This window comes from Actinorugispora endophytica (assembly GCF_004363075.1).
Taxonomy (GTDB): domain Bacteria; phylum Actinomycetota; class Actinomycetes; order Streptosporangiales; family Streptosporangiaceae; genus Actinorugispora; species Actinorugispora endophytica.
In genome coordinates this window covers 38,987-63,880 of record NZ_SNYN01000017.1, presented here as the reverse complement: position 1 = coordinate 63,880, position 24,894 = coordinate 38,987, and the positions used below count along the sequence as shown (strand labels likewise).

The 24,894-nt window shown below is 72.3% G+C and carries 23 protein-coding genes and 1 tRNA gene; 13 read left to right on the top strand and 11 right to left on the bottom strand.

Annotated features, from left to right (window positions below):
- Nucleotides 1-277: 277 nt before the first annotated feature.
- Nucleotides 278-634 (bottom strand): hypothetical protein, encoded by a 357-nt coding sequence (locus tag EV190_RS17260; RefSeq protein ID WP_133742614.1) that lies wholly within the window; start codon nucleotides 632-634, stop codon nucleotides 278-280.
- 195 nt (nucleotides 635-829) lie between these two features.
- Here EV190_RS17260 and EV190_RS17255 point away from each other — a divergent pair, with 195 nt between their 5' ends.
- Both EV190_RS17255 and EV190_RS17250 read left to right on the top strand, forming a co-directional pair.
- Entirely contained in the window at nucleotides 830-1,315 is a 486-nt protein-coding gene (locus EV190_RS17255) for an Lrp/AsnC family transcriptional regulator (protein ID WP_133742613.1), read from the top strand.
- Between the two features lie 130 nt (nucleotides 1,316-1,445).
- Nucleotides 1,446-2,096: a TetR/AcrR family transcriptional regulator gene (locus EV190_RS17250; protein WP_133742647.1), complete on the top strand. Its 651-nt coding sequence runs from the start codon at nucleotides 1,446-1,448 to the stop codon at nucleotides 2,094-2,096.
- Between the two features lie 22 nt (nucleotides 2,097-2,118).
- On the opposite strand, the gene EV190_RS17245 is transcribed toward EV190_RS17250, so the two are convergent.
- Complete coding sequence (locus EV190_RS17245; protein WP_133742612.1) at nucleotides 2,119-4,080, bottom strand: acyl-CoA dehydrogenase family protein; 1,962 nt, start codon at nucleotides 4,078-4,080, stop codon at nucleotides 2,119-2,121.
- 536 nt (nucleotides 4,081-4,616) lie between these two features.
- Here EV190_RS17245 and EV190_RS17240 point away from each other — a divergent pair.
- The 6 genes from EV190_RS17240 (at nucleotide 4,617) to EV190_RS17215 (ending at nucleotide 9,436) form a co-directional block, all read left to right on the top strand.
- Nucleotides 4,617-5,210 (top strand): DUF4178 domain-containing protein, encoded by a 594-nt coding sequence (locus tag EV190_RS17240; RefSeq protein ID WP_133742646.1) that lies wholly within the window; start codon nucleotides 4,617-4,619, stop codon nucleotides 5,208-5,210.
- A 3-nt stretch (nucleotides 5,211-5,213) separates the two neighbouring features.
- Nucleotides 5,214-5,756 (top strand): DUF2617 family protein, encoded by a 543-nt coding sequence (locus EV190_RS17235; protein WP_133742611.1) that lies wholly within the window; start codon nucleotides 5,214-5,216, stop codon nucleotides 5,754-5,756.
- Entirely contained in the window at nucleotides 5,746-6,111 is a 366-nt protein-coding gene (locus tag EV190_RS17230; protein ID WP_133742610.1) for a hypothetical protein, read from the top strand. Before EV190_RS17235 ends, EV190_RS17230 begins: the two co-directional genes overlap by 11 nt.
- A gap of 49 nt (nucleotides 6,112-6,160) precedes the next feature.
- Entirely contained in the window at nucleotides 6,161-6,583 is a 423-nt protein-coding gene (locus tag EV190_RS17225; protein ID WP_133742609.1) for a DUF350 domain-containing protein, read from the top strand.
- Nucleotides 6,583-8,178, top strand: coding sequence for a polyamine aminopropyltransferase (locus EV190_RS17220; protein WP_133742608.1), 1,596 nt, complete (start codon nucleotides 6,583-6,585; stop codon nucleotides 8,176-8,178). The genes EV190_RS17225 and EV190_RS17220 overlap by 1 nt, the downstream gene beginning before the upstream one ends.
- Before the next feature lie 67 nt (nucleotides 8,179-8,245).
- Complete coding sequence (locus EV190_RS17215) at nucleotides 8,246-9,436, top strand: TetR/AcrR family transcriptional regulator (protein WP_133742607.1); 1,191 nt, start codon at nucleotides 8,246-8,248, stop codon at nucleotides 9,434-9,436.
- Nucleotides 9,437-9,459: 23 nt separating this feature from the next.
- Here EV190_RS17215 and EV190_RS17210 read toward each other — a convergent pair whose 3' ends face one another.
- The 4 genes from EV190_RS17210 to EV190_RS17195 all read right to left on the bottom strand — a co-directional run bounded on the left by EV190_RS17210 (nucleotide 9,460) and on the right by EV190_RS17195 (nucleotide 13,336).
- The gene (locus tag EV190_RS17210; RefSeq protein WP_133742606.1) at nucleotides 9,460-10,572 is read right to left on the bottom strand and encodes a cytochrome P450 family protein; all 1,113 of its coding nucleotides are present in this window, start codon (nucleotides 10,570-10,572) and stop codon (nucleotides 9,460-9,462) included.
- Nucleotides 10,539-11,903, bottom strand: a complete 1,365-nt coding sequence (locus EV190_RS17205; protein WP_133742605.1) for a cytochrome P450 — start codon at nucleotides 11,901-11,903, stop codon at nucleotides 10,539-10,541. The genes EV190_RS17210 and EV190_RS17205 overlap by 34 nt, the downstream gene beginning before the upstream one ends.
- A gap of 182 nt (nucleotides 11,904-12,085) precedes the next feature.
- Entirely contained in the window at nucleotides 12,086-12,799 is a 714-nt protein-coding gene (locus EV190_RS17200; protein ID WP_133742604.1) for a roadblock/LC7 domain-containing protein, read from the bottom strand.
- 464 nt (nucleotides 12,800-13,263) lie between these two features.
- Nucleotides 13,264-13,336 (bottom strand) — tRNA-Arg (locus tag EV190_RS17195).
- A 628-nt stretch (nucleotides 13,337-13,964) separates the two neighbouring features.
- Between EV190_RS17195 and EV190_RS17190 the strand changes: the two genes are divergently transcribed.
- Both EV190_RS17190 and EV190_RS17185 read left to right on the top strand, forming a co-directional pair.
- Nucleotides 13,965-14,876 (top strand): cobalamin biosynthesis protein, encoded by a 912-nt coding sequence (locus EV190_RS17190; protein ID WP_243742631.1) that lies wholly within the window; start codon nucleotides 13,965-13,967, stop codon nucleotides 14,874-14,876.
- Entirely contained in the window at nucleotides 14,876-16,393 is a 1,518-nt protein-coding gene (locus EV190_RS17185) for a cobyric acid synthase (protein ID WP_133742602.1), read from the top strand. Before EV190_RS17190 ends, EV190_RS17185 begins: the two co-directional genes overlap by 1 nt.
- A gap of 43 nt (nucleotides 16,394-16,436) precedes the next feature.
- Here the strand turns inward: EV190_RS17185 and EV190_RS17180 are convergent, their stop codons facing one another.
- Complete coding sequence (locus EV190_RS17180; RefSeq protein ID WP_133742601.1) at nucleotides 16,437-16,973, bottom strand: hypothetical protein; 537 nt, start codon at nucleotides 16,971-16,973, stop codon at nucleotides 16,437-16,439.
- Nucleotides 16,974-17,240: 267 nt separating this feature from the next.
- Between EV190_RS17180 and EV190_RS17175 the strand changes: the two genes are divergently transcribed.
- Together EV190_RS17175 and EV190_RS17170 are read left to right on the top strand one after the other, a co-directional pair.
- Nucleotides 17,241-17,681, top strand: coding sequence for an NfeD family protein (locus EV190_RS17175; protein WP_133742600.1), 441 nt, complete (start codon nucleotides 17,241-17,243; stop codon nucleotides 17,679-17,681).
- 79 nt (nucleotides 17,682-17,760) lie between these two features.
- On the top strand, nucleotides 17,761-18,837 hold the full coding sequence (locus EV190_RS17170; protein ID WP_243742630.1) for an SPFH domain-containing protein: 1,077 nt from the start codon (nucleotides 17,761-17,763) through the stop codon (nucleotides 18,835-18,837).
- A 183-nt stretch (nucleotides 18,838-19,020) separates the two neighbouring features.
- Here EV190_RS17170 and EV190_RS17165 read toward each other — a convergent pair whose 3' ends face one another.
- Nucleotides 19,021-19,986, bottom strand: coding sequence for a quinone oxidoreductase family protein (locus EV190_RS17165; RefSeq protein ID WP_133742598.1), 966 nt, complete (start codon nucleotides 19,984-19,986; stop codon nucleotides 19,021-19,023).
- A 69-nt stretch (nucleotides 19,987-20,055) separates the two neighbouring features.
- On the bottom strand, nucleotides 20,056-22,161 hold the full coding sequence (locus EV190_RS17160) for a serine/threonine-protein kinase (RefSeq protein ID WP_133742597.1): 2,106 nt from the start codon (nucleotides 22,159-22,161) through the stop codon (nucleotides 20,056-20,058).
- Nucleotides 22,162-22,565: 404 nt separating this feature from the next.
- On the opposite strand from EV190_RS17160, the gene EV190_RS17155 reads away from it, so the two are divergent.
- Entirely contained in the window at nucleotides 22,566-22,835 is a 270-nt protein-coding gene (locus EV190_RS17155) for a DUF6504 family protein (RefSeq protein WP_394345536.1), read from the top strand.
- 285 nt (nucleotides 22,836-23,120) lie between these two features.
- Here EV190_RS17155 and EV190_RS17150 read toward each other — a convergent pair whose 3' ends face one another.
- Both EV190_RS17150 and EV190_RS23750 read right to left on the bottom strand, forming a co-directional pair.
- Nucleotides 23,121-24,536 carry an amidase gene (locus tag EV190_RS17150; RefSeq protein WP_133742596.1) on the bottom strand — a complete coding sequence of 472 codons (1,416 nt, stop codon included), beginning with the start codon at nucleotides 24,534-24,536 and terminating at the stop codon, nucleotides 23,121-23,123.
- Between the two features lie 123 nt (nucleotides 24,537-24,659).
- Nucleotides 24,660-24,884, bottom strand: a complete 225-nt coding sequence (locus EV190_RS23750) for a hypothetical protein (RefSeq protein ID WP_208113221.1) — start codon at nucleotides 24,882-24,884, stop codon at nucleotides 24,660-24,662.
- Between the last annotated feature and the right edge of the window lie 10 nt (nucleotides 24,885-24,894).

The following is a 24,894-nucleotide window of genomic DNA, read 5'->3' as shown; positions in this document are numbered from 1 at the left end:
TCCTCGGGCCGGTGGGCTGGGACGCGAATCCGCGACCGTGTGCCTCAAGTGTGCTCAGAAAGTCGACACTTTTGCCATATTCGAGCTCCAAGTCGATACGCAAAGATATATTTTAGCCGCTCTCATCCCTTTCTGTCTAAGATGATGGGGCATGGTGGGGCGCAAACGAAACAGTCCGCTCACCGGGCGGGTTCTCTCGCTGTTCTCGGCTTCCCCGGGGTCCCGGCCGCCTCCGAGGCCCCGGGGAAGCCGAGAACAGCGGCGTGGCCGGCGGACTTCAGAGCTCGGAGAGCGGGTCCGGCGGAAGCGCGCCGGGGGAGAGTTCGGCGTCGGCGGCGTTGATCACCGGGACGTACTCCTCGTGCACCTCGAACTGGCGGCCGCCCAGTTCGAAGGTGGGGATGAGGTGGGTGTCCACGGGACCGATGCGCACGGCGCGTGGGAAGACGTGCCAGATCTCCTTGGGGCGGCTCCGGCTGAACATCCGGTTCGTCAGGACGGTGACGGCGGCGTCGGTGACCACGAAGACGAAGAAGACCGACTCGTTCCAGGAGGCGGGGAAGATGTACCTGATCTCGGCCTCGACCGGGAGGAACCCCCGGACCCGGGCGCGGACTGCGGCGGAAACGGGCACGGCTGCTCTCCCGGCGTCGGGTGCGGGTGGTCCACCTCCCGATCCTAGGAGCGTGGTCGCGGGCGGACCTGTCATCACTTTTGGGGGAATCCCCCCTTGGGGGACGCCGTTGTCTCGTCTATTGAGAATCCGGTAGACGAAGTTGTCTCGATTTTGGTAATTCATTGCGAGATGTCTAGAGCTTGGAGCGAGCCGATGACGAACGGCGAGCAGCGGCGCCCCGCAAGGCTTCCCGACGGGACGGACAACACGATCATCAGCGCGCTCGCCGACGACGCGCGGACCGGGATCACCGAGATCGCCGCGATGGCGAACGTCTCGCGGGCCACCGCCTACAACCGGATCAAGCGGCTCACCGACGACGGGGTCATCCGCGGCTACTCGGTGGTCACCGACCACGCGAAGATGGGCCTCGGGGTCACCGCACTGGTGCTGATCTCCGGAAGCCAGCCCGACTGGCGGGCCAACCGCGAGGTGCTCTCCTCGTATCCGGAGATCGAGTACTGCTGGTACGTGGTCGGCTCGGCCGACATCGTGCTGCTGGTCCGCGTCGCGGACACCCACCAGCTCCGCGACCTCATCCTCACCCGCCTGCAGGCCCTGCCGGGGGTGACCGCCACCCAGACCCTCACCGTCATCGACGAGGTCGTGCACCGCCCCGTCGTCAAGCCCCCGGAGTAGCCGGGCGCGGGGAACCGCCGCCCGCGCTTGTTCTCCGTGCGCGGTCCGTGCCACCCTCGTGGCCATGACCGGTACGGCGACGCGTCGGGCCGCCGCGGAAGAGGTCCGAGCCAACCGATTCGGGGAGGCCATGGAAGGGCGGCACCGGAGGGAGACCGGGACGTCGGGAGCGGCTCGGGCGGCTCGGGCGGGAGACCCCCCGCAGGAGCGCAGCCGGGCCGCCAGGCGGCGGTTGCTGGACGCCGCGGTCGGATGCCTGGCCGAGATCGGTTGGGCCGGCAGCACCGTCGACCTGGTCGCCGAGCGCGCGGGGGTGTCCCGGGACGCGGCCCGGCACCACTTCCCGACCAGGGAGGCGCTGTTCACCGCCGCGGTGCTGCACGTGAGCGAGTCGCGCATGGCCGAGACGCGCCGCCGCGCCGCGAAACTGCCGCGCGGCCCGGCGCGCACCGAGGCGGTCGTCCGGATGCTGGTCGAGACCTACCAGGGGACGGAGTTCGCGGCGGCGGTCCAGCTCTGGGCGGCGGCCGCCAACGACCCCGCGCTGCGCTCCCACGTGCTCCCCCTGGAGGAGCGCATGGACCGAGAGGCGCACCGGGCCGCCCTCGAGCTGCTGGACGCGGACGAGTCCGTCCCGGGCGTGCGCGAGTCCGTCCAGGCCACCCTGGACCTGGCGCGCGGCATGGGGCTGGCCGGGCTGCTCGCCGACGACCGCGCGCGGCGCGGCCGCGTCATCGCCCAGTGGGCCCGGACACTCGACGGCGTCCTCACCGGGCGCTGACGCCCCGTCGGCGATCCCGGCCCTACCGGGGCGCCTGCGCGCGGGACCGCGGCTCCTGGCGGGCCGCCTCCGCGCCCAGGGCGATCGGGGCGGCCAGCCACTCGTCGTTCAGGCCGAAGGCCCCGACCAGGTCGAGGGCGTGCGGGCGCAGTCTCCCGCACAGGGCGTTGACAGCGGTCGTGATGGCCTTGGACCGCGCGGGGGTGAGGCGCTCGTGCTCCAGGAACCAGGCGCGGTCGGCCTCGATGACCGACAACGCGTACAGGTCGCACAGCCGGTTCAGCACCGCGCGTGTCCCCTCGTCCGACACGCGCTCGACACCCGCGACGAACGCCTCCAGCGCGATCCTCTCCACGTGCGCCCGACCCGCCAGCAGCACGTGGTCCTGGGCGTCGTTGAACATCGAGAAGGCGTCCGCGCCGGGCTTGCGCAGGCGCCGGGCCAGACCCTCCAGCACGTGCTCCTCGCGGTCCTCCAGCAGCTTGCACTGCCAGCCGCGGTCGAACAGGTTCGCGTCCTCGTCCCGGCCGGGCGCGGCGTTGACCAGGCGCTCGATCAGGGAGCGCGCGGCGGTGCGCTCGATGACCGCCTCGAAGAACTGGCCGGCCACGAACCGGGCCGTGCCCAGGGTGTCCAGGCTCCCGAACTCCTGCCGGTAGTTGGTGAGCAGCCCCTTGGCCACCAGCTGGAGCAGAACGGTGTTGTCGCCTTCGAAGGTGGTGAAGACGTCGGTGTCGGCCTTGAGCTGGGGCAGCCGGTTCTCCGACAGGTAGCCCGCGCCGCCGCACGCCTCCCGGCAGGTCTGGATGGTGTGCGTCGCGTGCCAGGTGGCGACCGCCTTCAACCCGGCCGCGCGCGCCTCGAGTTCGCGCTGCCCGCGGTCGTCCAGGGGACCCCCGGTGACGCTCTCGTGCAGCCGCGACACCAGCTCCTCCTGGGCGAAGTGCAGCGCGTAGCTCTTCGCCAGCGCGGGCAGCAGCCGCCGCTGGTGGGTCAGGTAGTCCAGCAGCGGGACCTCCCCGCCCCCGCCGGGCCGGTCGAACTGGTGGCGGGCCTCGCCGTAGCGGACCGCGATCGCCAGCGCCGCCTTGGTGGCCGTGCCGGCGCCGCCCGCCACGCTGATCCGGCCGCGGATGAGGGTGCCCAGCATGGTGAAGAAGCGCCGGTTGGCGTTCTCGATGGGGCTGGAGTAACGGCCCTCGGCGTCCACGTCGCCGTACCGGTTGAGCAGCGAGGTGCGCGGAACCCGCACCCGGTCGAACCACAGGCGTCCGTTGTCCACGCCGTTCAACCCGGCCTTGGGGCCGCAGTCCTCGATCCGCACGCCCGGCATCGGCCGGCCTGACGCGTCGCGCAGCGGAACCATCAGCGCGTGCACGCCGTGCCGCTCGCCGCCCGTGACGAGTTGGGCGAACACCACCGCCATGCGCCCGTCCCTGGCGGCGTTGCCGATGTAGTCCTTGCGGGCGGCCTCGTCGGGGGTGTGCACGACGAACTCGTCGGTCTCCGGGTCGAACGTCGCGGTGGTGCGCAGCCGCTGCACGTCCGAGCCGTGCCCGGTCTCGGTCATCGCGAAGCACCCCGGAAGCTCCACCGACATCACGTCGCGCAGGTACGCCGCGTGGTGCCGCTCGGTGCCCAGCGCCTGGACCGCCCCGCCGAACAACCCCCACTGCACACCGACCTTGACCATCAGCGACAGGTCGCAGACCAGCATCTCGAAGGCGACCACGGAGGCGCCGACGTCGCCGGACCCGCCGTGGTCGGAGGAGAACCCGTGACCGGACAGCCGGGTCCCGGCGAGCGCGCGCAGCTGCCCCGACACCCGGGTCCGGTGCTCGTCCACCCCCAACCCGTACACGGGGGCGAACTCCGGCCCGCGCAACAGCTTCCTGGCCTGCCCGCGCACGGCGGCCCACCGGCCGTCCAGAAGTTCCCGCAGGGCCGTGGTGTCGATCGTCCCCGCGCCGTCGCGCTCTGTCATGGAGGCTCCAATCGGTGTCGCAGACCGTCGTATCACTTCTGCTCCCGGACACGGGCGACTAACACACCGACCCGGGCCGCCGGGGCGCGGCGGCCGGAAACGGCCGCTCGCGGAGGCCGGTACGCCGGCTCGCCGACCGCTCCGCCGAGACGGAGGGGCTTTCCGGTGGTTCGGGAGACCGGCCCCGAGAAGTTCAGGTTCCGTCCCGCGGCCTCCGGGGCATTGCACAGGGGTACGCGTCCCGGCATGGACGGAGGCGGCGGTTGCCGACCGAGAACGATCTCTACGACCGCGTCCACGGCATCCGCTTCAAGACCGGCCCCCCGGAACCGGTCGGGGCGGGTGCCGTGGTGTCCGCCCGCTCACCCCCCGTGGTCCGACAACAATTCGACGGACCGGTGCAACCGGATTGCCCTGGATTCCGTCGAAACGCTCGTGAATGCACCAACGGGATCCTGTATGGACGGATCTACCCGTGACGTGCGAGGATCTGCACAGATGAGAAGCAGGAGAGCAGGCACGTGGGCGATTTGGTCCTGATCGGAATCATCGTCATCATCGTGGTGGTGGCGATCGCGGCGGTGGTCTATCTACTGGGCCGCTCCCGGGGCGCCGCGGCGAAACCGCCCGCCCCCGTCCCCAAGACGCCCCGCGACCCCTTCGCGGAGCAGGGGACCGAAGGCGATCCGCGCACCATCAAGGCGGGCGACATGCTCGACTTCGGGATCGAGCGCACCTGGGTGCGCGGCTCCCTGCGGCTGTCCGAGGGAGGCTGGGACTGGGCCGAGCACTTCATGGAGGTCGAGGGCGAGCGCCGCTGGCTGTCCGTCGAGGAGGACCCCGACGTGCAGATCGTCATGTGGACCGGCCGCCCCGACCTGAGCCTGGTCCCCGGCCCCAAGACCCTCGAGGTCGAGGGCGTGCGGTACCGCTTCGTCGAGCGGGGCACCGCCTCCTACCGGTCCGAGGGCACCACCGGCCTGCGCGAGAGCGGCGGCATGGACTACGCCGACTACGAGGCTCCCGGAGGCAGGCACCTGGCGTTCGAGCGCTTCGACCACGGAGGGTGGGAGGCCAGCCTGGGCACCGACGTCGCGCTCGGCTCCTTCACCATCTACCCGGGCGGCTGACCCGTGCGCGTCGCCATCGAGACCCCCTTCAGCGACACCCGGGCGGCCGACCTCGCCTGGAGCCTCACCCACCCGCCGGCCGAACCGCTGGCGACCAGGGTCCTGGACCTCTCGGGGGCCCGCGTCGAACTCAGGGTGCTGGGCGCCTCCCACCAGGTCCTGCTGGAGGACCCCGCGGCACACATGATCGAGACCGTCGCCTGCCTGCCGGGTGAGGCCGGCGGCCTGCCCGGCAGCGCCGCGCCCCGGGTGGAGGGGGTCCGGCGGCACGGCTTCACCAGTTCCGTGCTGCGTCTGGGCCCCAGCGCGTTCGCCGAGCAGACCACCAGGATGCGCGACCGCCTGACCGACCGGCCGGACACGCTTCTGGCGACCTTCCCCGGCGATCCCCTCGCCGTCACGGCCCTGCTCGCGATGGCGGCCGGCCCCGTCCTGCACTGGCGGAGCTGGCACGCCTACCCGCAGAGCGGCGAACTTGTGACGACCGCCTCCACGACCGTCCTGCATCCACGCCCCGGAAGGGAAGACCCGCACCATGGCCGATGACGACTCCGCGACCAACGTCAAGAGGTTCCTGCTGATCGGAACGGGACTCGTCGCCGTCCTCGTGGTGTGCCTGGTCGCCTGCAGCCCTTCGCGCGCCTGCGGCGACTACGACCGGGAGACGGACGTCTCGGGCAACACGTACTACGAGTACGACCCCAACGACGGCGACTACGACCTGGTCAACGGCGAGTACACCTACGTCGGGTGCCGCAGCGGCTCCTCCTCCGGGGGCGGCGTGTGGTTCTTCGGCGGCAGCAGCGGCAACAGCGGCGGAAACAACAACAGCAACAGCAACAGCACCAGCGACTCCAGCGGCAGCTCGAACCGGGGCGGGGGCCCCGGATGGGGCAAGTGACCGCCTTCCCACCCGTGCGACACCACTACCCACACCAGACGAGGAACCCATGAACCTGCTGCTCATCGATGCCGTCGCCTGCCTGGCCTACGGCGTGGTCGGAATCGCGCTGATGGCCGTCGGCTATCTGATCATCGACCTGCTCACCCCCGGCAAGCTGCACGAGCTGATCTGGGCGCAGCGCAACCGCAACGCCACCCTCATCGTCGCGGCCAACACCCTGGGCGTCGCGCTCGTGGTCGCCTCGGCGATCCTCGCGAGCGGCCCGGGCCTGCTGTTCGGCCTGGTCAGCACGCTGGCCTACGGCGTCATCGGGCTCCTCGTGATGTCCCTCTCCTTCCTGCTCATCGACCTGCTCACGCCCGGCAAGCTCGGCTCGATCGTCTCCGAGACCGAACTGCACCCGGCGGCCTGGGTGAACGCCTCCGCGCACATCGCCGTCGCGCTGGTCGTGGCCGTCGCGATCTCCTGATGGCCGGCACGGACACCGCGCTGCGGGGCGCGGGCGAGACCGAGGAGCCGCGGCTGCCGGTGCGGCCGCGGCTCGCCCGCTTCCTGGTGATGTTCGCGGTGTTCGTCTGCGCCGCGTGCGGACTCGTCTACGAACTGGCGCTGGTGGCGCTGGGCAGCTACCTGCTCGGCGACACCATCACCCAGGCGTCGGTGGTGCTGTCGGTCATGGTGTTCGCCATGGGCATCGGCTCGCTGGCGTCCAAGCGGCTCGCCCGCCGCCCCGCGTTCTGGTTCGCGATCATCGAGGGACTGCTGTCGCTGTTCGGCGGCCTGTCGGTGCTGCTGCTGTACGCGGCCTTCGCCTGGTTCTCGCTCTACCAGCCGGCCCTGGTCGGCATCGCCTTCGTCATCGGCGCGCTCATCGGAGCGGAGATCCCGCTGCTGATGACGCTCATCCAGCGCATCCGCAGGCAGGACGCCGCCAGCGCCGTCGCCGACCTGTTCGCCGCGGACTACGTGGGGGGCCTCGTCGGAGGACTGGCCTTCCCCTTCCTGCTGCTCCCGCTGCTGGGCCTGCCGCAGGGGGCGCTGCTGGTGGGCGCGGTCAACGCCGTCATGGGCATGGCCGTCGTGCTGTGGCTGTTCCGCCGCTCGCTGACGCGGGCGGGCGCGGTGGGGCTGGCGGTGGTCCTGACCCTGGTGCTGCTGGCGCTGGGCGGGGCCTTCACGCTGTCCGGGAGGTTCGAGGTGAGCGCGCGCCAGGCCCTGTACCGCGACCCCGTCGTGCACGCCGAGCGCTCGGAGTACCAGGAGATCGTCGTCACCGAGAGCCTGGACCACACGGATCTGCGCCTCTTTCTCAACGGCGACCTGCAGTTCTCCTCCCTGGACGAGTACCGCTACCACGAGTCCCTGGTGCACCCGGTGATGGACGGGCCGCGCGGCGACGTCCTGGTGCTCGGAGGGGGGGACGGCCTGGCCGTGCGCGAGATCCTCGGGTACGACGACGTGGAGCGTGTGGTGCTGGTCGACCTGGATCCGGCGGTGGTGGAGCTGGCGGACTCCCTGCCCCCGATCAGAGCCCTCAACGGCGGCGTCTTCGGCGACGAGCGGCTCACGGTGGTCCACGACGACGCCTTCGACTGGCTGCGCCGCAACGGCGAGCGCTTCGACGTGGTGGTCGCGGACCTGCCCGACCCCGACGATGTCGGCACCGCCAAGCTCTACTCGGTAGAGTTCTACACCCTGGCCCGGCGGGCGATGGCGGAGGACGCGCGAATCGTGGTGCAGGCGGGCTCGCCGTACTTCGCGTCGCGCGCCTACTGGAGTGTGGGCGAGAGCATGCGAGAGGCCGGACTGAGCGGGGTCCCCTACAACGTGGACGTGCCCAGCTTCGGCAACTGGGGGTTCTTCCTCGCCGGAGCCGGACAGGCCCCGGAGCTGACGCTTCCCTCGGACCTGCCTCCGACCCGGTTCCTCGACGAGCAGACGCTGGCGGCCGCGAAGGTCTTCCCCAAGGACCGCCGCCCCGGCGAGGAGGGGGAGGCCCTGGCCTCGACCCTGCTGCGTCCTCGCATCATCGAGTACCACCGCCAGGCCTGGATCGGATACTGAGACGGCCCGACTGCCCAGGGTAGCCTCGCCTTGGCGAGCGGCGGGTACGGGAACGAGGAGTGAACAGATGTCGAGGGAACTGGGGACGACCCGGGCCGACCGCAGGAAGGAGCGCTCCAGGCAGCTGCTGGCGGTGGCTGTCGACCTGTTCCGGAGGCACGGCTACCACCAGGTCGGGATGACCGACATCGCCGCCGGGGCGGGGCTCTCGGGGCCGGCCGTCTACCGCTACTTCGACAGCAAGCAGGACCTGCTCAGCCGCGCGATATGGTCGCTCGTCAACGCCTACGAGGAGCAGGGAACGCTGCAGACGCAGGGCGAGAGCCTCCGGGACCGGATCGTGCGGATGGCCCGGGTCTCGGTCGTCGAACGGGACTCCGCCGCGCTGTGGCAGCGCGACTACCACTACCTGCCGCCCGAGGAGCAGGACGAACTGCGCCGAAGGGTCGACAAGACACTGATCTTCTGGGGCTCGGAGCTGCGCGGGCGCCGCCCGGACCTCTCGGACGCGCAGATCAGGCTGCTGGCCTGGGCGGGGCACGGGGCTCTGGGCAGCTCGGCGCTGTACCGGGTCCGGATGCCCCGGGAGCGCTACGTCGAACTCCTCTCCGAGGCCACCCTGCGGGTCCTGGCCACCGAGTTCCCGTCCCCGCCGCTGCGCGGCGTCCCGAACCCGGCGGAGCCCCGGGCGGGGCGCCCGCGCTGGGAGAGGGCGATGGCCGAGGCGGCGCGGCTGTTCCGCGAGCGCGGCTACCACGCGGTGAGCATGGAGGACATCGGCGCGGCGGCGGGGGTGACGGCGGCGGCGCTGTACAAGTACACCGAAGGCAAGAGCGAGCTGCTGAGCAGCATGTTCCAGCGCGCCTCGGACCGTCTGCACGCGGCGGTCGCCGTGGCCCTGGACGGCGTCGACGACCCGGCGGCGGCCCTGGCGGTCCTGGCGGAGACCCGTGTCGCGATGGCGCGCGACCACGGCGACATCCTCGCCGTCTACGTGACCGAGAGCGAGAACCTGCCCCCCCGCGAACTGGGCATGCTGCGCCGCCGCCAGCGCGACTACGCGACACGCTGGGTCCGCTCCATCATGGCGCTGAACCCCGGGCTCACCGAGCCCGAGGCCCGCGTCCTGGCCCTGTGCGCGGTGCACATCATCGACGACTTCATCCGCGCCCCCGACCTGCACTCGCAACCGGACGCCCAGGCCGAGATCGTCCACTGCGCCCTCCGCGCGATGGGAGTGACGGACCCCGCCCGGTAGCCCCGCCCGGTCGGGAGCGGGGGTCAGCCGGCCGGTCCGCCGCTCCCGAACAGGCGGACGGGGATGCTCTGCGGATGGTTCATGAAGACCGACGGCATCGGTTCGGTCGGGGCGGCCAGGGCGATGTCCGGGAACCTCCGGAACAGGGCGGGCAGAGCGACCGCCAGTTCCAGGCGGGCCAGTGGCGCGCCCAGGCACAGGTGGGCGGCGTGGCCGAAGGCCATGTGGCGGTTCCCGCCGCGGGTGGTGTCGAAGCGGTCGGGTACGGCGTGCGCGGCCGGATCGCGGTTGGCGGCCGCGTAGCACATCAGGACCGCCTCCCCCTTCGGGATGGTGACGCCGCCCATCTCCACGTCGCGGGTGGTGTACAGGAACGGCAGCATCGCCACCGAGGGGTCGAAGCGCAGGCACTCCTCGACGGCCTGCTCCCACGACACCCTGCCGCCGCGCAGCAGGGCGAGCTGCTCGGGATGGTTGAGCAGCAGTTTCACCGAGTTGCCGATCATCCCCACGGTGGTCTCGAACCCTCCGACGACGAGCAGCAGGACACTCCAGACGAGTTCCTCCTCGGTGAGGGCGTCGCCGTCGCCGTCGCGCGCGTCGATGAGGGCGCTGATCAGCGCGTCGTCGCCGGCGGCGCGCTTGGCGCGGACCATCCGGACGGCGAACGCGAACGCGTCGGTGTTGGCGGTCGGGTCGGTCCCCGACAGGATGCGGGTGACCAGGGAGGACAGGGATTCCTGGTCGGCCGGGTCGAGGCCGAGCAGGTCGCTGATGACCATCATGGGCAGTGGGAACGCGAACGCGGCCTTCAGGTCGACCACCCCGCCGCGGCGCGCCATCCGGTGCAGGAGGCTGGTGGTGAGCGCCTCGACACGGGGGCGCAGGGCCTCCACGCGGCGGCGGGTGAACCCGGCCTGGACCAGGCCGCGCAGACGCCTGTGGTCGTCCCCCGAGCGGGCGATCATCGACTCGACGCGCATCATGGCCGCGACCGGGTGCGCGGCGTCGATCTCCCCCGCCGCCAGGGCGCGCCAGTTGCGCCAGCCGCGTACGAACGTGGCCTCGTCGGCCATCGCCGCGCGCAGCTCGGCGTCGTGGGTCACCGCCCAGACCTCCAGGCCGGGAAAAGCCACCCGTACCACGGGCCCCTTCTCCCGGAGCTCGCGCGCCCGGGCGTGGATGTCGATCCCCGAGGCGGGGTCGAGCCGGACGGTGCGAGGGCGGGGCGGTTCCATATCGAGTCTCCTCGGTCCATGCGTGAGGGGGCGGCGGGGGTGAAGCTCACCGGAAGGTCGGTGAGGGCGTGCACCGACAGGGAGGGGCGCCGACGCAGCAGGCCGGCGTCCACGGCCAGGCGCAGGTCGGGCAGGCGGTGCATGAGCTGCTCGACGGCGGTCTCGGCGATGGCCAGGGTGAGGGACCGCCCGATCTGGGGGCAGGTGTGCGGTCCCGCGCCCCAGGTCAGGTGGGCGCGGTTGGCCTGGGCGACGGCGGGGTCGGTGCGGGCCATCAGGTCCAGGTGCGCGGCGGCGTAGCCGATGACCAGGCAGTCGCCCCTGCGCACCCGGGCCCCGCCCAGCTCCACGTCGGCGGTGGGGTAGCGGCCGATGAGGGCCTGGACCGGCGGGTCGGCCCACAGGGAGGCGTTGATGGTCTCGGCGATCAGAGTCCGCGAGCCCGCCACGGAGGCGCGCAGCCCCGGAGCGGTGAGCAGCATCCGCAGGGTGTTGCCGATCAGGTGCGTGACGGGGTCGTCGCCCGCGGCGATGACCAGGGTGAGCTGGTCGCGGACCTCGTCGTCGGTCATGCCCTCGGAGACGAGGCCGGACGCCAGGTCGTCGCCGGGAGCGGCGCGGCGTCTGCGGGCGAGGCCGTCCAGCAGCGCCTCGATCCGCGTCTTGGCGGCGGGGGCGTCGGGCCCGGCCTCCCACAGCGTCTGCATGGCCGCGCAGACCCGGACGGTCTCGTCGGGGGCCAGACCGAACAGGCGGCACAGCACGGTCAACGGGAGCTGGCGGGCGTACTGGGCGATCAGGTCGGCCTTGCCGTGCAGGCAGAACGCGTCGATCAGCCGGTTGGCGGCCTCGTCGATGTGCCGGACCGCCTGCTGCCTGGTCAACCGGCCGAGCGCGGCCACGAGGGCGTCGCGGTAGCGCTGGTGCTCGGCCCCGTCGCAGAACAGCGCGGACTGCCGCTTGCCGTACAGGGCGCGCAGGCCCGAGGCGGGGCCGATGGTGCCGTCGTGCAGTTCGCGCCACCACGCCGGGTCGCGGGCGAAGGCGCGGGTGTCGGTCAGCACTCGCCGGTTCAGGTTCCAGGACAGCACGAGCCAGCCGTGCGCGCCGGGTTCGATCTCCACCGGCGCGATCTGGCCGTGGTCGGCCAGCAGCGCGGGCCACAGCAGGGCGGGGTCGGCGGCCTCGTACAGCCGGACGGGCGGACGTGCGGGATCAGGGGGTGTCATCGGGGTCGTGTCCACAGGGGTCGGAGAGAAATGGGGGAGCGTCGCCCGCCGTTTTCGGGCATGGCGAAGCCGCCGCGCGGCGCGGGAGGAGAAGGGAGAACCGGCGGTCGGGAACCGCGCTCTCAGGTGTGGTCAGGCGTGCTTGGACATGGCCGGATGCGGCCAGGACCTGTCAGGTCCGGTCAGAAGCGGGGATCGCGCAGCAGCGCGGCCAGACCGCGTTCGATCGAGTTCCAGGAGGCGGGGCTCAACGAGGTGATCGCGTCCAGGCCCGTCGAGACGGCGTCCTGGATCGCGAGCCTGGCCTCTAGTTCCGCGCCGGTGCGGGCGTGGACGGCGTTCAGGAGGCCCAGCAGGACGAAGAGGTCCTCGGAACTGTGGTCGCGTTCGGCGGTGAATCCGCCGGCCGCAGCGGGGGCGGGGACCTCGTAGCGGATGCGCCAGCCGGGGAACCGCTCCGTCAGGCGGTGCACCTGCGCGAGCGGGTCGGCCTCCTCCTCGCCGCCTCCGGCGGCCCGTTGGGGCTGCTGGACGAGGGAGAACTCGGAGGAGGCGTCCCGGACCTCCCGCTCCAGGGCCGAGAGGTCGCCGTCCGGGGAGGTCAGCGCGACGATTCGGCGGCCTCCGCCGAGCGCGTGCACCACCAGGTGCCCGTGCCCGAGGTCGATGGCGGCCTGTTCGAGCACACCGGTGTTCAGCAGCGCCATGGCGGCTCCGGCCAGGCCCGACACACCGCCGGCGACGGCGGCCAGCCGGTCGGCGTCGCCGGCGGCGGTCCCGGTGGACGAGGCCAGCGGCCGCCCGCTCCGGTCCGCCAGCACGATGGCCTCGACCCCCGGTACCCCGGAGGCGAGCCGGTCCAGCACCCCGACAGCGTCCACGGGGGTTTCAGGCACAGGTGTCCTCCCTCACGTGCGGCTGGGGCCGGGGCTGGGTTCCTTCACCCGAAATGACGGGATTTGCTGTGTTCACGCACCAATCATCGCGAAGCGGCCATACTCGGGTCTTTACCCTGTGAACGATGTTTATCGTGGGTAGCGGGCGGGCGCAATCCGGCGATGCGCGGGGTGAGGCCGGCCCCGGCCCGGAGGACGGCCCCGCCACGCGGGCGCGGGTGCTCCGGGGTGCCGGGCGCCGCCGAATCGCAGCCGTCCGAAAAGGCGGCCCGGCGGGGACCGGAACAGCGGTCCGGTGTGATCGGGAGTCCCGGCCGGGAACGTTCACCGGGACGGCCGGGAGATCCGCCCCGGGCGTGCTGGCGCGCGCCTGCCCCGCCGGGCCCGAGCGCGGCCTCGGGCAGAACGAGGCGCCTTCCCGCCCGGCCCCGGGCGGGAAGGCGCCTTTCGCTGTTCGGCCAGTGCGCACCCGGCAGGATTCGAACCTGCGACCATCGGATTAGAAGTCCGGTGCTCTATCCACTGAGCTACGGGTGCTCGGATTCAATTGTGGCGTGTTCCGAGAGGATTCCGGTGACACTGCGGATCTCGGGGCGCGATGGTGGAGCGGCCCCGAACCGTGGAGGGTGGAGTCGAGGCGACATTCTAGGGGATATCGCCGAGGACGCCCAGGTTCGGACGAAATCGTATCAACTACGGCGATGCGTAGTTGCGTCTCGTTACCACGCGCTCTCCACCAAACCGGTTGCTAAGGCGTCGTCGAACACGTTACCTCTGTCCGACGACCGACGCGGCGCGTGGCGCGGGTGTTTCGCGAAGACGGGCGCGTCGCGCGGGAGGCGCCCGGTCGTGCCTCCCGCGCGACGTCGCCGGCCGTTTCACCAGCTCCAATACTGGCCGAACACAATGAGGACCGTAACGATGTACACGACGTTCATGGCCTTCCCTCCCTTCACGGCCCTTCGCGGGCGAATGAGATGAGAGGGAATGCGCGGGGGAGCGCCGACTTCTCCAAGTGTTCATATGGCCACCGAGAGTCGCAATTCGTTTTCCCTGGTCGGTGCGGAAACGGACTTTCCGCAGCCTCTAGGGTTGTGGGGTGCGAAAGAAGCGTCGAATGGCCGCGGGATGGCCCCGGGCGGCAGGCTTGTTGGCCGGAGCCCTGATGGATCGGGTGGTCGCGGACCCCGAACGGGGACACCCCGTCGCGGTGTTCGGGACGGCCGCGGGGAGGCTGGAGGAGCGGCTGTACGCGCCGAGCCGGACGCGCGGGGCGGCGTTCGCGGTCCTGGCCGTGGCACCGGTCGCCGCGGCGGGCGCGCTCGCGGACGCCGGCCGGTGCCGGGCCTTCGCGGTCACGGCCACGGCGACCTGGGCCGTCGTCGGCGGGGCCATGCTGGGACGCGAGGCCGCGGCGATGGCCGACGCGCTCGAGGCGGGGGACCTGGCGGAGGCCCGGCGGAGGCTGCCGCACCTGTGCGGACGCGACCCCAGCGGGCTGGACGCCGACGCGCTGGCCCGCGCCACCGTCGAATCGGTGGCCGAGAACACATCCGACGCCGTCGTCGCCCCCCTGCTGTGGGGCGCTCTGCTGGGACCCGCCGGACTGCTCGGCTACCGCGCCGTCAACACCCTGGACGCCATGGTCGGGCACCGGTCAGCGCGCTACGAGCGGTTCGGCTGGGCCGCCGCGCGCCTGGACGACGTCGCCAACTGGGCCCCGGCCCGGCTGACCGCGCTGCTGGTCGCGGCCGCCGCGCCGGTCGTCGGCGGAGACCCGCGCCGGGCCTGGCGCGCCCGCGCCCGCTACGGCGACCGGCACCCCAGCCCCAACGCCGGTCAGTGCGAGTCCGCGTTCGCCGGCGCGCTGGACATCCGCCTGGGCGGGCGCAACGTGTACGGCGGACGGGTCGAGCACCGTCCCGAACTCGGCGACGGCCGGGCTCCGCGGGTCCGCGACATCCGCCGCGCCGTCCGCCTGGCCCGCGCCGTCAACGCGGGCGCCGCCCTCGTCGCGGCGGCCGCGGCCTGGGCGACGGCAGAACGTCTCCGCCCGGTGAGCGGGGAGGCGCGCTGATGCTCTCGGAACGCGGCGCCGCGCCCGCGCTGCTCGTGGCGGGGACCACCTCGGACGCGGGCAAGAGCGTGGTCACGGCGGGACTGTGCCGCTGGCTGGCCCGCCAAGGGGTTAGGGTCGCGCCCTTCAAGGCGCAGAACATGTCCCTGAACTCGGTGGTCACCCCCGACGGCGCGGAGATCGGCCGTGCCCAGGCCATGCAGGCCGCCGCCTGCGGGATCGAACCGACCGCCGCGATGAACCCGGTCCTGCTCAAGCCCGGGAGCGACCGCAGCAGCCAGGTCGTCGTGCGGGGCCGCCCCGTCGGCGAGGCCGACGCACTGACCTACCGGTCCTACAAGGAGCGCCTGCGCGAGGTGTCGCTGGAGGCGCTGGCCGAGCTGCGCGCCTCACACGACGTGGTGCTCTGCGAGGGTGCGGGCAGCCCCGCCGAGATCAACCTGCGCGCCGGGGACATCGCCAACATGGGGCTGGCGCGAGCCGCGGACCTGCCCGTCCTGGTGGTCGGCGACATCGACCGGGGCGGGGTGTTCGCCGCGCTGCACGGCACCCTGGCCCTGCTGGAGCCGGCCGACCAGGCCCTGGTCGCGGGGTTCGTGGTCAACAAGTTCCGGGGCGCGCGCGAACTCCTCGAACCGGGCCTGGACATGATCCGCTCGCTCACCGGCCGGGACGTGTACGGGGTGCTGCCCTGGCTGGACGGGCTGTGGCTGGACGTGGAGGACTCGCTGGCGCTGAGCGTGGACCGCGGCCCGTCGCGTCCCCCGCTGGGGTCGCAGACCCTGCGGGTGGCGGTGGTGCGGCTGCCGCGCATCAGCAACTTCACCGACATCGACGCGCTCACCGTCGAGCCCGGGGTGGACGTGCGCTTCGTCACCGCGCCGCACGAGGTCGCGGACGCGGACCTGGTGATCCTGCCGGGCAGCCGCGCCACCGTGGCGGACCTGGCCTGGCTGCGCGAACGCGGACTGGCCGACGCGCTGGTGGAAAGGGCCGGGCGGGGTCTCCCGCTGCTGGGGATCTGCGGCGGTTACCAGATGCTGGCCCGCGGCATCGACGACGAGGTGGAGTCCCGGGCCGGTCGGGTGGAGGGCCTGGGGCTGCTGCCCACCCGGGTTGACTTCGCCGTGGAGAAGACGCTGGGGCGGCCGGTCGGAACCGCGTACGGGAACCCGGTGCGCGCCTACGAGATCCACCACGGGGTGGTCCACGTCGACCCGTCCGCCGACACCGAGCCCTTCCTGGACGGCCACCGGCTGGGCGCGGTGTGGGGGACCACCTGGCACGGGGCGCTGGAGAACGACGGCTTCCGGAGGGCCTTCCTACGCGAGGTGGCCGCTCGCGCGGGCCGCGACTTCGCCTGCGCCCCCGACACCGACTTCGCCGCCGAACGGAGCCGGCGCCTGGACGCCCTCGGCGACCTCGTCGAGGAGCACATGGACACGGCGGCACTGCTGAGGCTGCTGGAGGACGGCGCCCCCGGCGGGATGCCCGTCGTCCCCCCGGGAGGCCCCTGAGCGCGGCCGGGGCCGCTCCCGGCCGCGGCCACGCGGGGAGCGGTCAGACCGCCATCGAGCGGATGTACTGGAACTGCTGGTGGACCTGGTGCCCCTGGGCCTGGCTGTGTACCGGGACCTGGGTGGTGTAGAACTTCTCGCCCTGGCGCACCGTGATCTGGATCGTCCCGGACACGGTGGTCTCCTTCACCAGCAGGAAGAAGAGGCTGAAGACGCAGATGAAGAGGAAGCCGATCAAGGCCACGACCAGGGCCCAGGTCGCCATCTGCTGACGGACGACGGTCATGTCGTTGAGCGTCCACATGCTTCCCCTGATCGGGAAGGTGCCGACCGGGGTCATGACGAGGTTCTGCGTCACCGTGATGTCGCCGAGGACGGCGATCGGCTGCTCCTGGGAGGGCTGGAGCTCCCCGTGGGGGCCGAAGGGGGTCTGGTAACCGCCCGTCTGCGCGTTGTAGGGCGCCAGCTGCGCGTTGGGGTCCCCGCCCATGGGCGGGGGGCCCTGGGGGGACGTCTCCCAGCCCTGGTTCCAAGCGTTCGGGTCGCCGGCGTTGTCGTACGGCTCGGGGTAGTGGCTCATGTTCGGATTCTCGCAAACGTCCGCCGCGCGCGAAGTGGTTCGCGTCGTATGTGAAGGGGGATCGGGCGGGTTCCGCGGGGGAGCCCGGACGGCCCGGGCCCGGGCCGTCCGCCCCGGCGGAGGAAAACAGAAGCCTTCGGGGGAGGGGAAGCGGACGCGGCCGCGTGGTGCCCGCCGTTCGTTGTCCACATGTCGCTTCCCCCAAGTGTGATCTCCGATCGCCCGGGGGTAGTTTTAGTGATACCCGCCACAGGACCGGAGGCTGGTATGCCGTTGTGGGTTGTCTGGTTGGTCGTGGCCGTCGCCCTGGGCGTCGCCGAGCTCTTCACGTTGACCCTAGCGCTGGGACTGCTGGCGGCGGCGGCGCTGGTCGCGGGTGTGGCGGGCGCGCTCGGGCTCGGTCTCGTGCCGCAGGTCCTGGCGTTCACCGCCACCGCGGCGGCGGGGCTGCTCGTCGTCAGGCCGATCGCCCGCCGCCACATGACCCAGCCCCCGATCCTGCGCTCGGGAACCGACGCGCTCGTGGGAAGGTCCGCGCTCGTCCTCGAGGAGGTCACCGGCGACGGCGGCCGGATCAGGCTCTCGGGCGAGGAGTGGTCGGCCAGGGCCCTCGACGAGTCACTCACCATCCCGCCCGGGGTCCACGTCGACGTCATGGAGATCGAGGGCGCCACCGCCGTGGTCTACCCGAGGGAAGCCCTGCCGTGACACCCGCCCCGGCGAGCGGGTTCCCACCGGAGCGCGCCGCCCCCGCCAGGCCGACCCGAGAGAAGGAATGACACCAGCCATGGAGATCCTCTTCATCGTCCTCGCGGTCATCGTGGTCCTGGGGGTGGTATCCACCGTGCGGATCGTTCCCCAGGCGCGCGCCTACAACATCGAGCGATTCGGTCGCTACATGCGAACCCTGCAGCCCGGCCTGAACTTCATCATCCCGGGAGTGGACCGGGTGAACACCAAGTTCGACCTGCGCGAGCAGGTGTTCTCCTCCCGGCCCCAGCCCGTGATCACCGAGGACAACCTGGTGGTCAACATCGACACCGTCCTCTACTACCAGATCACCGACCCCCGGGCCGCCGCCTACGAGGTGGCCAACTACCTGCAGGCCATCGACCAGCTCACCGTCACCACGCTGCGCAACGTCATCGGCGGCATGGACCTGGAGCGGACCCTGACCTCGCGCGAGGACATCAACTCGCGCCTGCGCGGCGTTCTGGACGAGGCCACCGGCAAGTGGGGGATAAGGGTGAACCGGGTCGAGATCAAGGCCATCGACCCGCCCCCCTCCATCAAGGAGGCCATGGAGAAGCAGATGCGGGCCGAGCGCGACAAGCGCGCCACGATCCTGCACGCCGAGGGAGAGCGCCAGTCCCGCATCCTCACCGCCGAAGGCGCCCGCCAGCAGGCCATCCTGGAGGCGCAGGGCCAGCAGCAGGCCGCCATCCTGCGCGCCGACGGCGAGGCCAAGGCCATCGAGCGGGTGTTCCAGGCGGTGCACGCCAACAACGCCGACTCCAAGCTGCTGGCCTACAAGTACCTGGAGACGCTGCCCACGCTCGCCAACGGCGAGGGGAACACCTTCTGGGTGATCCCGGGCGAGCTCACCCAGGCCATCCAGAACGTCAGCAGGGCGTTCGCGCCCGCCGCCGACGGGGAGGCGGCGACACCCCGGGCTGAGGAGGACGCGGCGCCGGAGGAGGGAGCCACGCCGCAGCTCACCTCGGGCGACCCGGTGCGCGGTGAGGCGCTGCGCGCGGCCGACCACGCGGCCGACCTCGCCGCCGAGGCGGTCGCCGAGGCCAAGGCCGAAGCCGAGGCGGCGGCCGGTCCCATCGGTTTCCCCGGCCAGCGGGAGGAGGCGTAGGGAACCCGCGCGCAGGCGACTCCCCGGTGATCTCGACGTCGGCGCCCCCGGAACGGACGTCCAAGGACGCTGACGTCGAGATCACCGACAAGGAGGACCCTCGATCGTCGTCGTATCCCTCCGACACCGCGGGGAGTGGTGATCCCGAGCGCGAGTGAGCACCGGGCTCACGACGCGGGACGACTAGACCAGCAGCAGCTTGCCGGTGGTCGCCCGGGACGCCAGGGCGGCGTGCGCGCGGTGGGCCTCGGCCAGCGGGTAGCGGCCGCCCACGTGCACGTGCAGGCTGCCCGTCGCCACCAGGCCCAGCACGTCCGAGGAGCGTTCCAGCAGCTCGTCGCGGGTCGCCGTGTAGTGACCCAGGAACGGCCGGGTCAGGTAGACCGATCCGGCGGTGTTCAGCCGCTGCGGGTCCACCGGGGGGACGACGCCGCTGGACTGGCCGAACAACGCGAGCAGGCCGCGCCGGCGCAGGCACGCCAGGCTCGCGTCGAAGGTGCCGGCGCCCACGCCGTCGTACACCACCGGAACCCCCTCGCCGTCGGTCAGGCGCCGGACCTCCTCGACCACGTCGGCCTCCGTGTACCGGATGACCTCGTCGGCCCCCGCCTCGCGGGCCCGCGCCTCCTTGGCCTCGGTGGAGACCGTCCCGATCACCCTGGCTCCGCGCAGTTTGGCGAGCTGGGTGATGAGCAGGCCGGTACCGCCGGCCGCGGCGTGCACCAGCACGGTGTCGCCTGGCTGCACCGCGTAGGTCGAGTGGGTGAGGTAGTGCGCGGTGATCCCCTGGAGCAGGACCGCGGCCGCCTGCTCGGAGGTGACGCCGTCGGGAAGCGGGATGAGCTTGTCGGCCTCGACGATCGCGCGTTCGGCGTAGGAGCCGGCCACCTCCACCGAACCCACCCGCATGCCGACGGCCACCCCGGTGACGCCCTCGCCGACGGCGCTGACCGTGCCCGCGCCCTCACCGCCGGGGGTGAACGGGGTCGGGACGGCGTAGATCCCCGCGCGTCGGTAGACGTCGATGAAGTTGACCCCGCGGGCCTCGACGTCGACGACGACCTGGCCGGGGCCCGGTACGGGGTCGGGCACCTCGGCCAGACGCATCACTTCGGGGCCGCCGGTCTCCTCGATGACGATGGCGCGCATGTGTGAACTCCTCTGCTCAGCTCGCGGGACCCGGCAGGGTGCCCGTTGTGGCACTCCGTGGGGCAGACGCTACCCCTGCGACTCCACGGGCTCTCCCTCACCCAGCCGGTACAGCGCGAAGTCGTCGAAAACGGTCACGATGTCCTGTCCACCGCCGACGCCGCGGCCGACCGTGATGCCCGCGCCGGGAGCCTCCTCGCCGTCGACGGGCAGCGGGTTGCCGTCCGACGCCTCCAGGACGTGCTCGCCGTTGACCCACAGGTTGAGGTCCACGGTGCTGCTCTCGGTGTCCAGTTCGCAGGTGAAGTCGAGCGTGTTGACGACCGGCTCCTCCGCGCCCTCCTCGGTCGCGGTGAAACCGGGCACCGAGCCGCCGCTCGACCTGGCCAGGTGGCGCGACCCGGCGGCGCCCGCCTCGCGCCTGATCTCCGCCTCGGTGCCGTCCACCCGCACGTTCGCGCGGTAGAAGGTGACGTCGTCGTCCTCCCCGCTGCGCAGGCAGTACAGCCCGAACGTCCCGTAGTCCGGCCCCGAGAGCACCCGGGCGGTGGCGCTGACCCGGACCTGCTCGGGGAGGGGACCGGTGGGGGCGGGCATGGAGGTGGATTGGCGGTCGTCCCCGTCGGCGCCGAGCGCGTAGCCGTCCTGGTGGTAGCCGGACCAGTAGTAGGTGTCGGAGGGGTCGAAGGCGCGGTCGCCCCAGCCGTCGTCCCGCACGGTGAAGTCGTCGCTGTAGATCTCGGTGCCCTCGGGGACCTGGGGGTCGCCGAACAGCCATATCCCGCCGAGGACCGTTCCCGCGACCACGACGAGCGCCAGCGCTCCCGCGCCGGCCGTCTTGGCCGGGAAGCGGCCGCCGGAGGGGGTGCCGTCGGTCCGGGCGCCGCCTCCGGAGGGGGTGCCGCCGCCGTAGTCGCCGCCGTGGCCGACGGGAGGCTGCCCGAACGGGGGCGAGTAGGCGTTGTTCGGACCCGAGGGGCTGTACTGCGGTCCCGGGCCGGGCGGGGGAGGGGAGTACCGGGCCTGTGGGGGGTGCGAAAGGCCGGGAGGGTGGGCCGCGGGATGGACTCCCCGGTGCCCGGCGGAGGGCCCGTGGAAGCCGGGCTGCCCGCCGGACGGCGGCCCGAAGCGGTCGGAGGGCGGTTGCCCCGGGCCGGTTTCGGGGCCCGGCAGCGCGGAGGTCGGCTCCTGGGCGAGGGCGAAGGTGGGGGCGGCGTCCGGACCGCTCGGAGGGCCGGCGGCGCCGGCGGTCGGGTTCGGGCCGGAGTCCGCGTCCACGGGCCGCGCGGTCGAGGGCGGGGTCCAGGAGCGCGCCATGGTCTCGTTGACCGCGGTGGGGCTCGGCGCCTCCTGCCCGACCAGCCGGTTGAGCAGCTGCTGGGCGGTGGGCCGGTTGTCGGGGTTCTTGTCCAGTGCGGCCTCGACCAGGTCCTTCACCCCGGAGTCGAGTCCGGTCAGGTTGGGTGCCGCGGAGATGATCTGGTGCAGTACCGCCGGGACGGTGGGCCCGTTGAAGGGGGCCCTGCCGGTTCCGGCGAAGGCGACCAGGCAGCCCCAGGAGAAGATGTCGGAGGGCGGTGCGAGGGGTTCCCCCGCGATGAGCTCGGGCGCCAGGTAGGCGGGGGTGCCCATCAGCTGGCTGGAGCGGGTGACGGCGCCGTCGTCGTCCATCGCCCGCGCGATCCCGAAGTCGATCACTTTGGGACCCACCGAGGACAGCAGCACGTTGGCGGGTTTGAGGTCGCGGTGGATGACGCCCGCGCCGTGGATCGCGGTGAGGGCCGCGGCCACCCCCATGGCCAGGCTCTCCAGGGTGCCGCCGTCCATCGGTCCGTCGGCCGCGATGGCCTCGGCCAGGTTGGGGCCCGCGACGTACTCGGAGACGATGAAGAGGGGGTCGCCGTCCAGCCGCGCGTCGATCACCGCGGCGGTGGAGAAGCGGGCGACGCTGCGGGCCGACTCCACCTCGCGGGCGAACCGCCGGCGGAAGGCATCGTCGTCGCTGATGCCGGGGTGGATCAGTTTGACCGCGACGTTGCGGCCTGTCGGGTCCTTGGCGAGGTAGACCGTCCCCATGCCACCGCGTCCGAGGCGACCGAGGATGCGGTAGTCGCCCAACTCGGTCGGGTCGCCGGTGCGGAGGGGTTTTGCGCGCTCGTGCCCGTTTGGCGTCACAGTGGTGGGTTCCTTTGTGGATCGCGTGCTTCGCGCTTCACAGCGTATCGATCCCGGGCGTGGTCCCCGGTCGTGTTCGACGGGCCGTCCCGGGCCTGCGGCCTCGGGACGAAAGGCCGCGTCGGACGTCTCCGCGGGGGCGCGGATGCCGTGCGGGTTCGGGGGGCGCGCCGGTCCCCGGGGCCGGTTCCAGAGCCGGTCATGTCTCGCGGCCGCGCCGGGAACCGGGGGCGGATGCCGGCGGGACTGGCCGCAGGTGGTCAGATCCGGCCGCTCGCAAGACGTGTCGGAGCCCGGCCCGCGCCGGTTTTCGCTATAATTAGAACACGTGTTCGAACGAAGCCGTGGTCCGCGAGTTGATCTGGTCGTTGATGCGCTGATGGGGGCGGGTGGGGACGGTGGTGGTGGGTCAGGTCTACGGTGTGCCGGTGCAGGTGTGGGACCAGGGCGGAAGGCCGGCGCGGTTCGTGTGGCAGGGGCGGCTCTACGTGGTGCAGCAGATCCTGGAGCACTGGGTCACACTGCGCTCGGACTTCACGGCGGGGCGCGCGCGGAGGCCGCCCGCGCGGACCTTCTGGCGAGTGCGCGTCGGCGCCGGCGCGGAGTCCGGCGTCTACGAGCTCCGCCACGACTCGGCCACTGACGACTGGCTGCTGGCCAGAGTGGACGACTAGGGGGTCTCCGGCGGGGCGGCGGGGCGGTGGTGCGCGTGCCGGTGCCTCGGGTGGGTCGTTCGGCCTCGCGCCATGCGGATCGCGAGGTCACGCCGGGCGGCGACGGCGGGTGCCGGTCGGGGCCGCGCCCACGACGTCCGTTGCGTGAGGGTTTTCTTGACGGTCGTGGGCTTTCTGCCCTTCCCGGCCCCGAAACGGGCAGAAGGCTCAAGATCATCAACAGAGGCCCTGTGGGGACCGCGAACCGGGTCGCTTCGCGTGGGTCCTTGGCAAAGCCTCGGGGCGTCAGCCCAGGTTCGGGCGGCGTCGGCCGAAGCGGGTCGCGGCCTCGAAGGCGTGGCCGACCTCCAGGACGCGACGCTCGGCCAGGTGCGGGCCCACGATCTGCAGCCCCACCGGAAGCCCGGTGGGGGTGAAGCCGGCGGGAACCGACAGCGCGGGGCTCCCGGTGATCGAGATCCAGTACGCCGAGCGCATCCAGTCCAGGTAGGTCGCCTGGACCTGGCCGTCGATGTCGGCCGGGTACTCCTGGTCGGCGTCGAACGGGGCGACCTGGCTGACCGGGAGCAGCAGCACGTCGTAACGTTCGAAGAACGCGCGCACCCGGTGGAAGATCTCGGTGTGCAGCCGTTCGGCGCGGGCCAGGTCGGGGCCGGTCAGCTTGCGGCCCTCCTCGATGTTCCACACCACCGACGGCTTGAGCCTGGAGCGGTCGGCGTCCAGCAGCGGTCCCAGGTTGCTCTCGAACACCCAGGCCCGCAGTGTCCGGAACACCTCGTCGGCGCCGGTCAGGTCCGGAGCGGCCGTCTCGACCCGGCAACCCAGGTCGGTGAGGACGCCCAGTTGCGCGGTCAGTGTCTCCAGCACGGACCGCTCGCAGGCCAGGGCCCCGCCCAGGTCCGGACTCCATGCCACCCGCAGGCCGGTGAGGTCGCGCTCCAGCGGCTCGGCGAAGACCCCGCCCGGCTCGTCGACCGCGATCGGACTGCGCGGATCGGGGCCCGCCATCACCGACAGCAGCAGCGCGGTGTCGGCGGTGTCGCGGCCCATCGGCCCCTGCACCGAGAGCGTCGACCAGCCCAGCGGCTCCGGGTGCGTGGGGACCCGTCCGGGGGACGGGCGCAGGCCCACCACGTTGTTGAACGAGGCCGGGTTGCGCAGCGAGCCGCCCATGTCGGAGCCATCGGCGAGCGCGTGCATGCCGCACGCCAGCGCGGCGGCCGCGCCACCGCTGCTGCCCCCCGCGGACCTGGTGGTGTCGTACGGGTTGCGGGTCACCCCGAAGAGCGTGTTGAAGGTGTGCGATCCCGCCGCGAACTCCGGCACGTTCGTCTTGCCGATGGTGATCGCCCCGGCGCCGCGCATCCGCGCCACGACCAGTTCGTCGTGCTCGGGGACGTGGTCGGCGAAGAACGGCGAGCCGAAGGTGGTGCGCACCCCGGCGGTGGAGTGCGTGTCCTTGTGCGCGATCGGCAGCCCGTGCAGCGGGCCCGGCTCGACACCGGACACCAGCGACTCGTCCGCCGCCGCGGCCTCGTCCATCGCCCGGTCCCCGCACAGTGTCACCACCGCGTTGACCGAGGGGTTCACCGCCTCGATCCGGGCCAGGTGCGCCGCGACGACCTCGCGCGCGGAGAGCTCACGCCGCCGCATCATCGCGGTCAGCTCCCGGGCGGGACGGTAGACGATCTCCTCGTGCATCGGGCGCGCTCCTCGTGCTGTGGGCTCCCAGGACTCCCCATCCCAGCCTGCCCGCCCGAACGCTGCCACGGTAGGCGTTGCCGGAAAAACGGTGGTTCTTGGGCGACTGTTGCCCGGGGCGGCTCAGTCTCCGCCGCCTCCGCTTCCCCCGCCGTCGCCTCCACCGCTGTCGCCCCCGCCGCCGTCGCCCCAGCTCCAGCCCCAGTCCGAACCGCCGTCGCCGCCGCCGTCGTCTCCACTCCTGCCCGACCGCTTCTTCCGTCTGTTGGCCAGGGAGACCACCAGGCCGATGACGACGAAGAGCGCCAGAACACCGAAGAGGACGGCGGGAACCGCGGGCAGGTCCATGAGGGGCTCC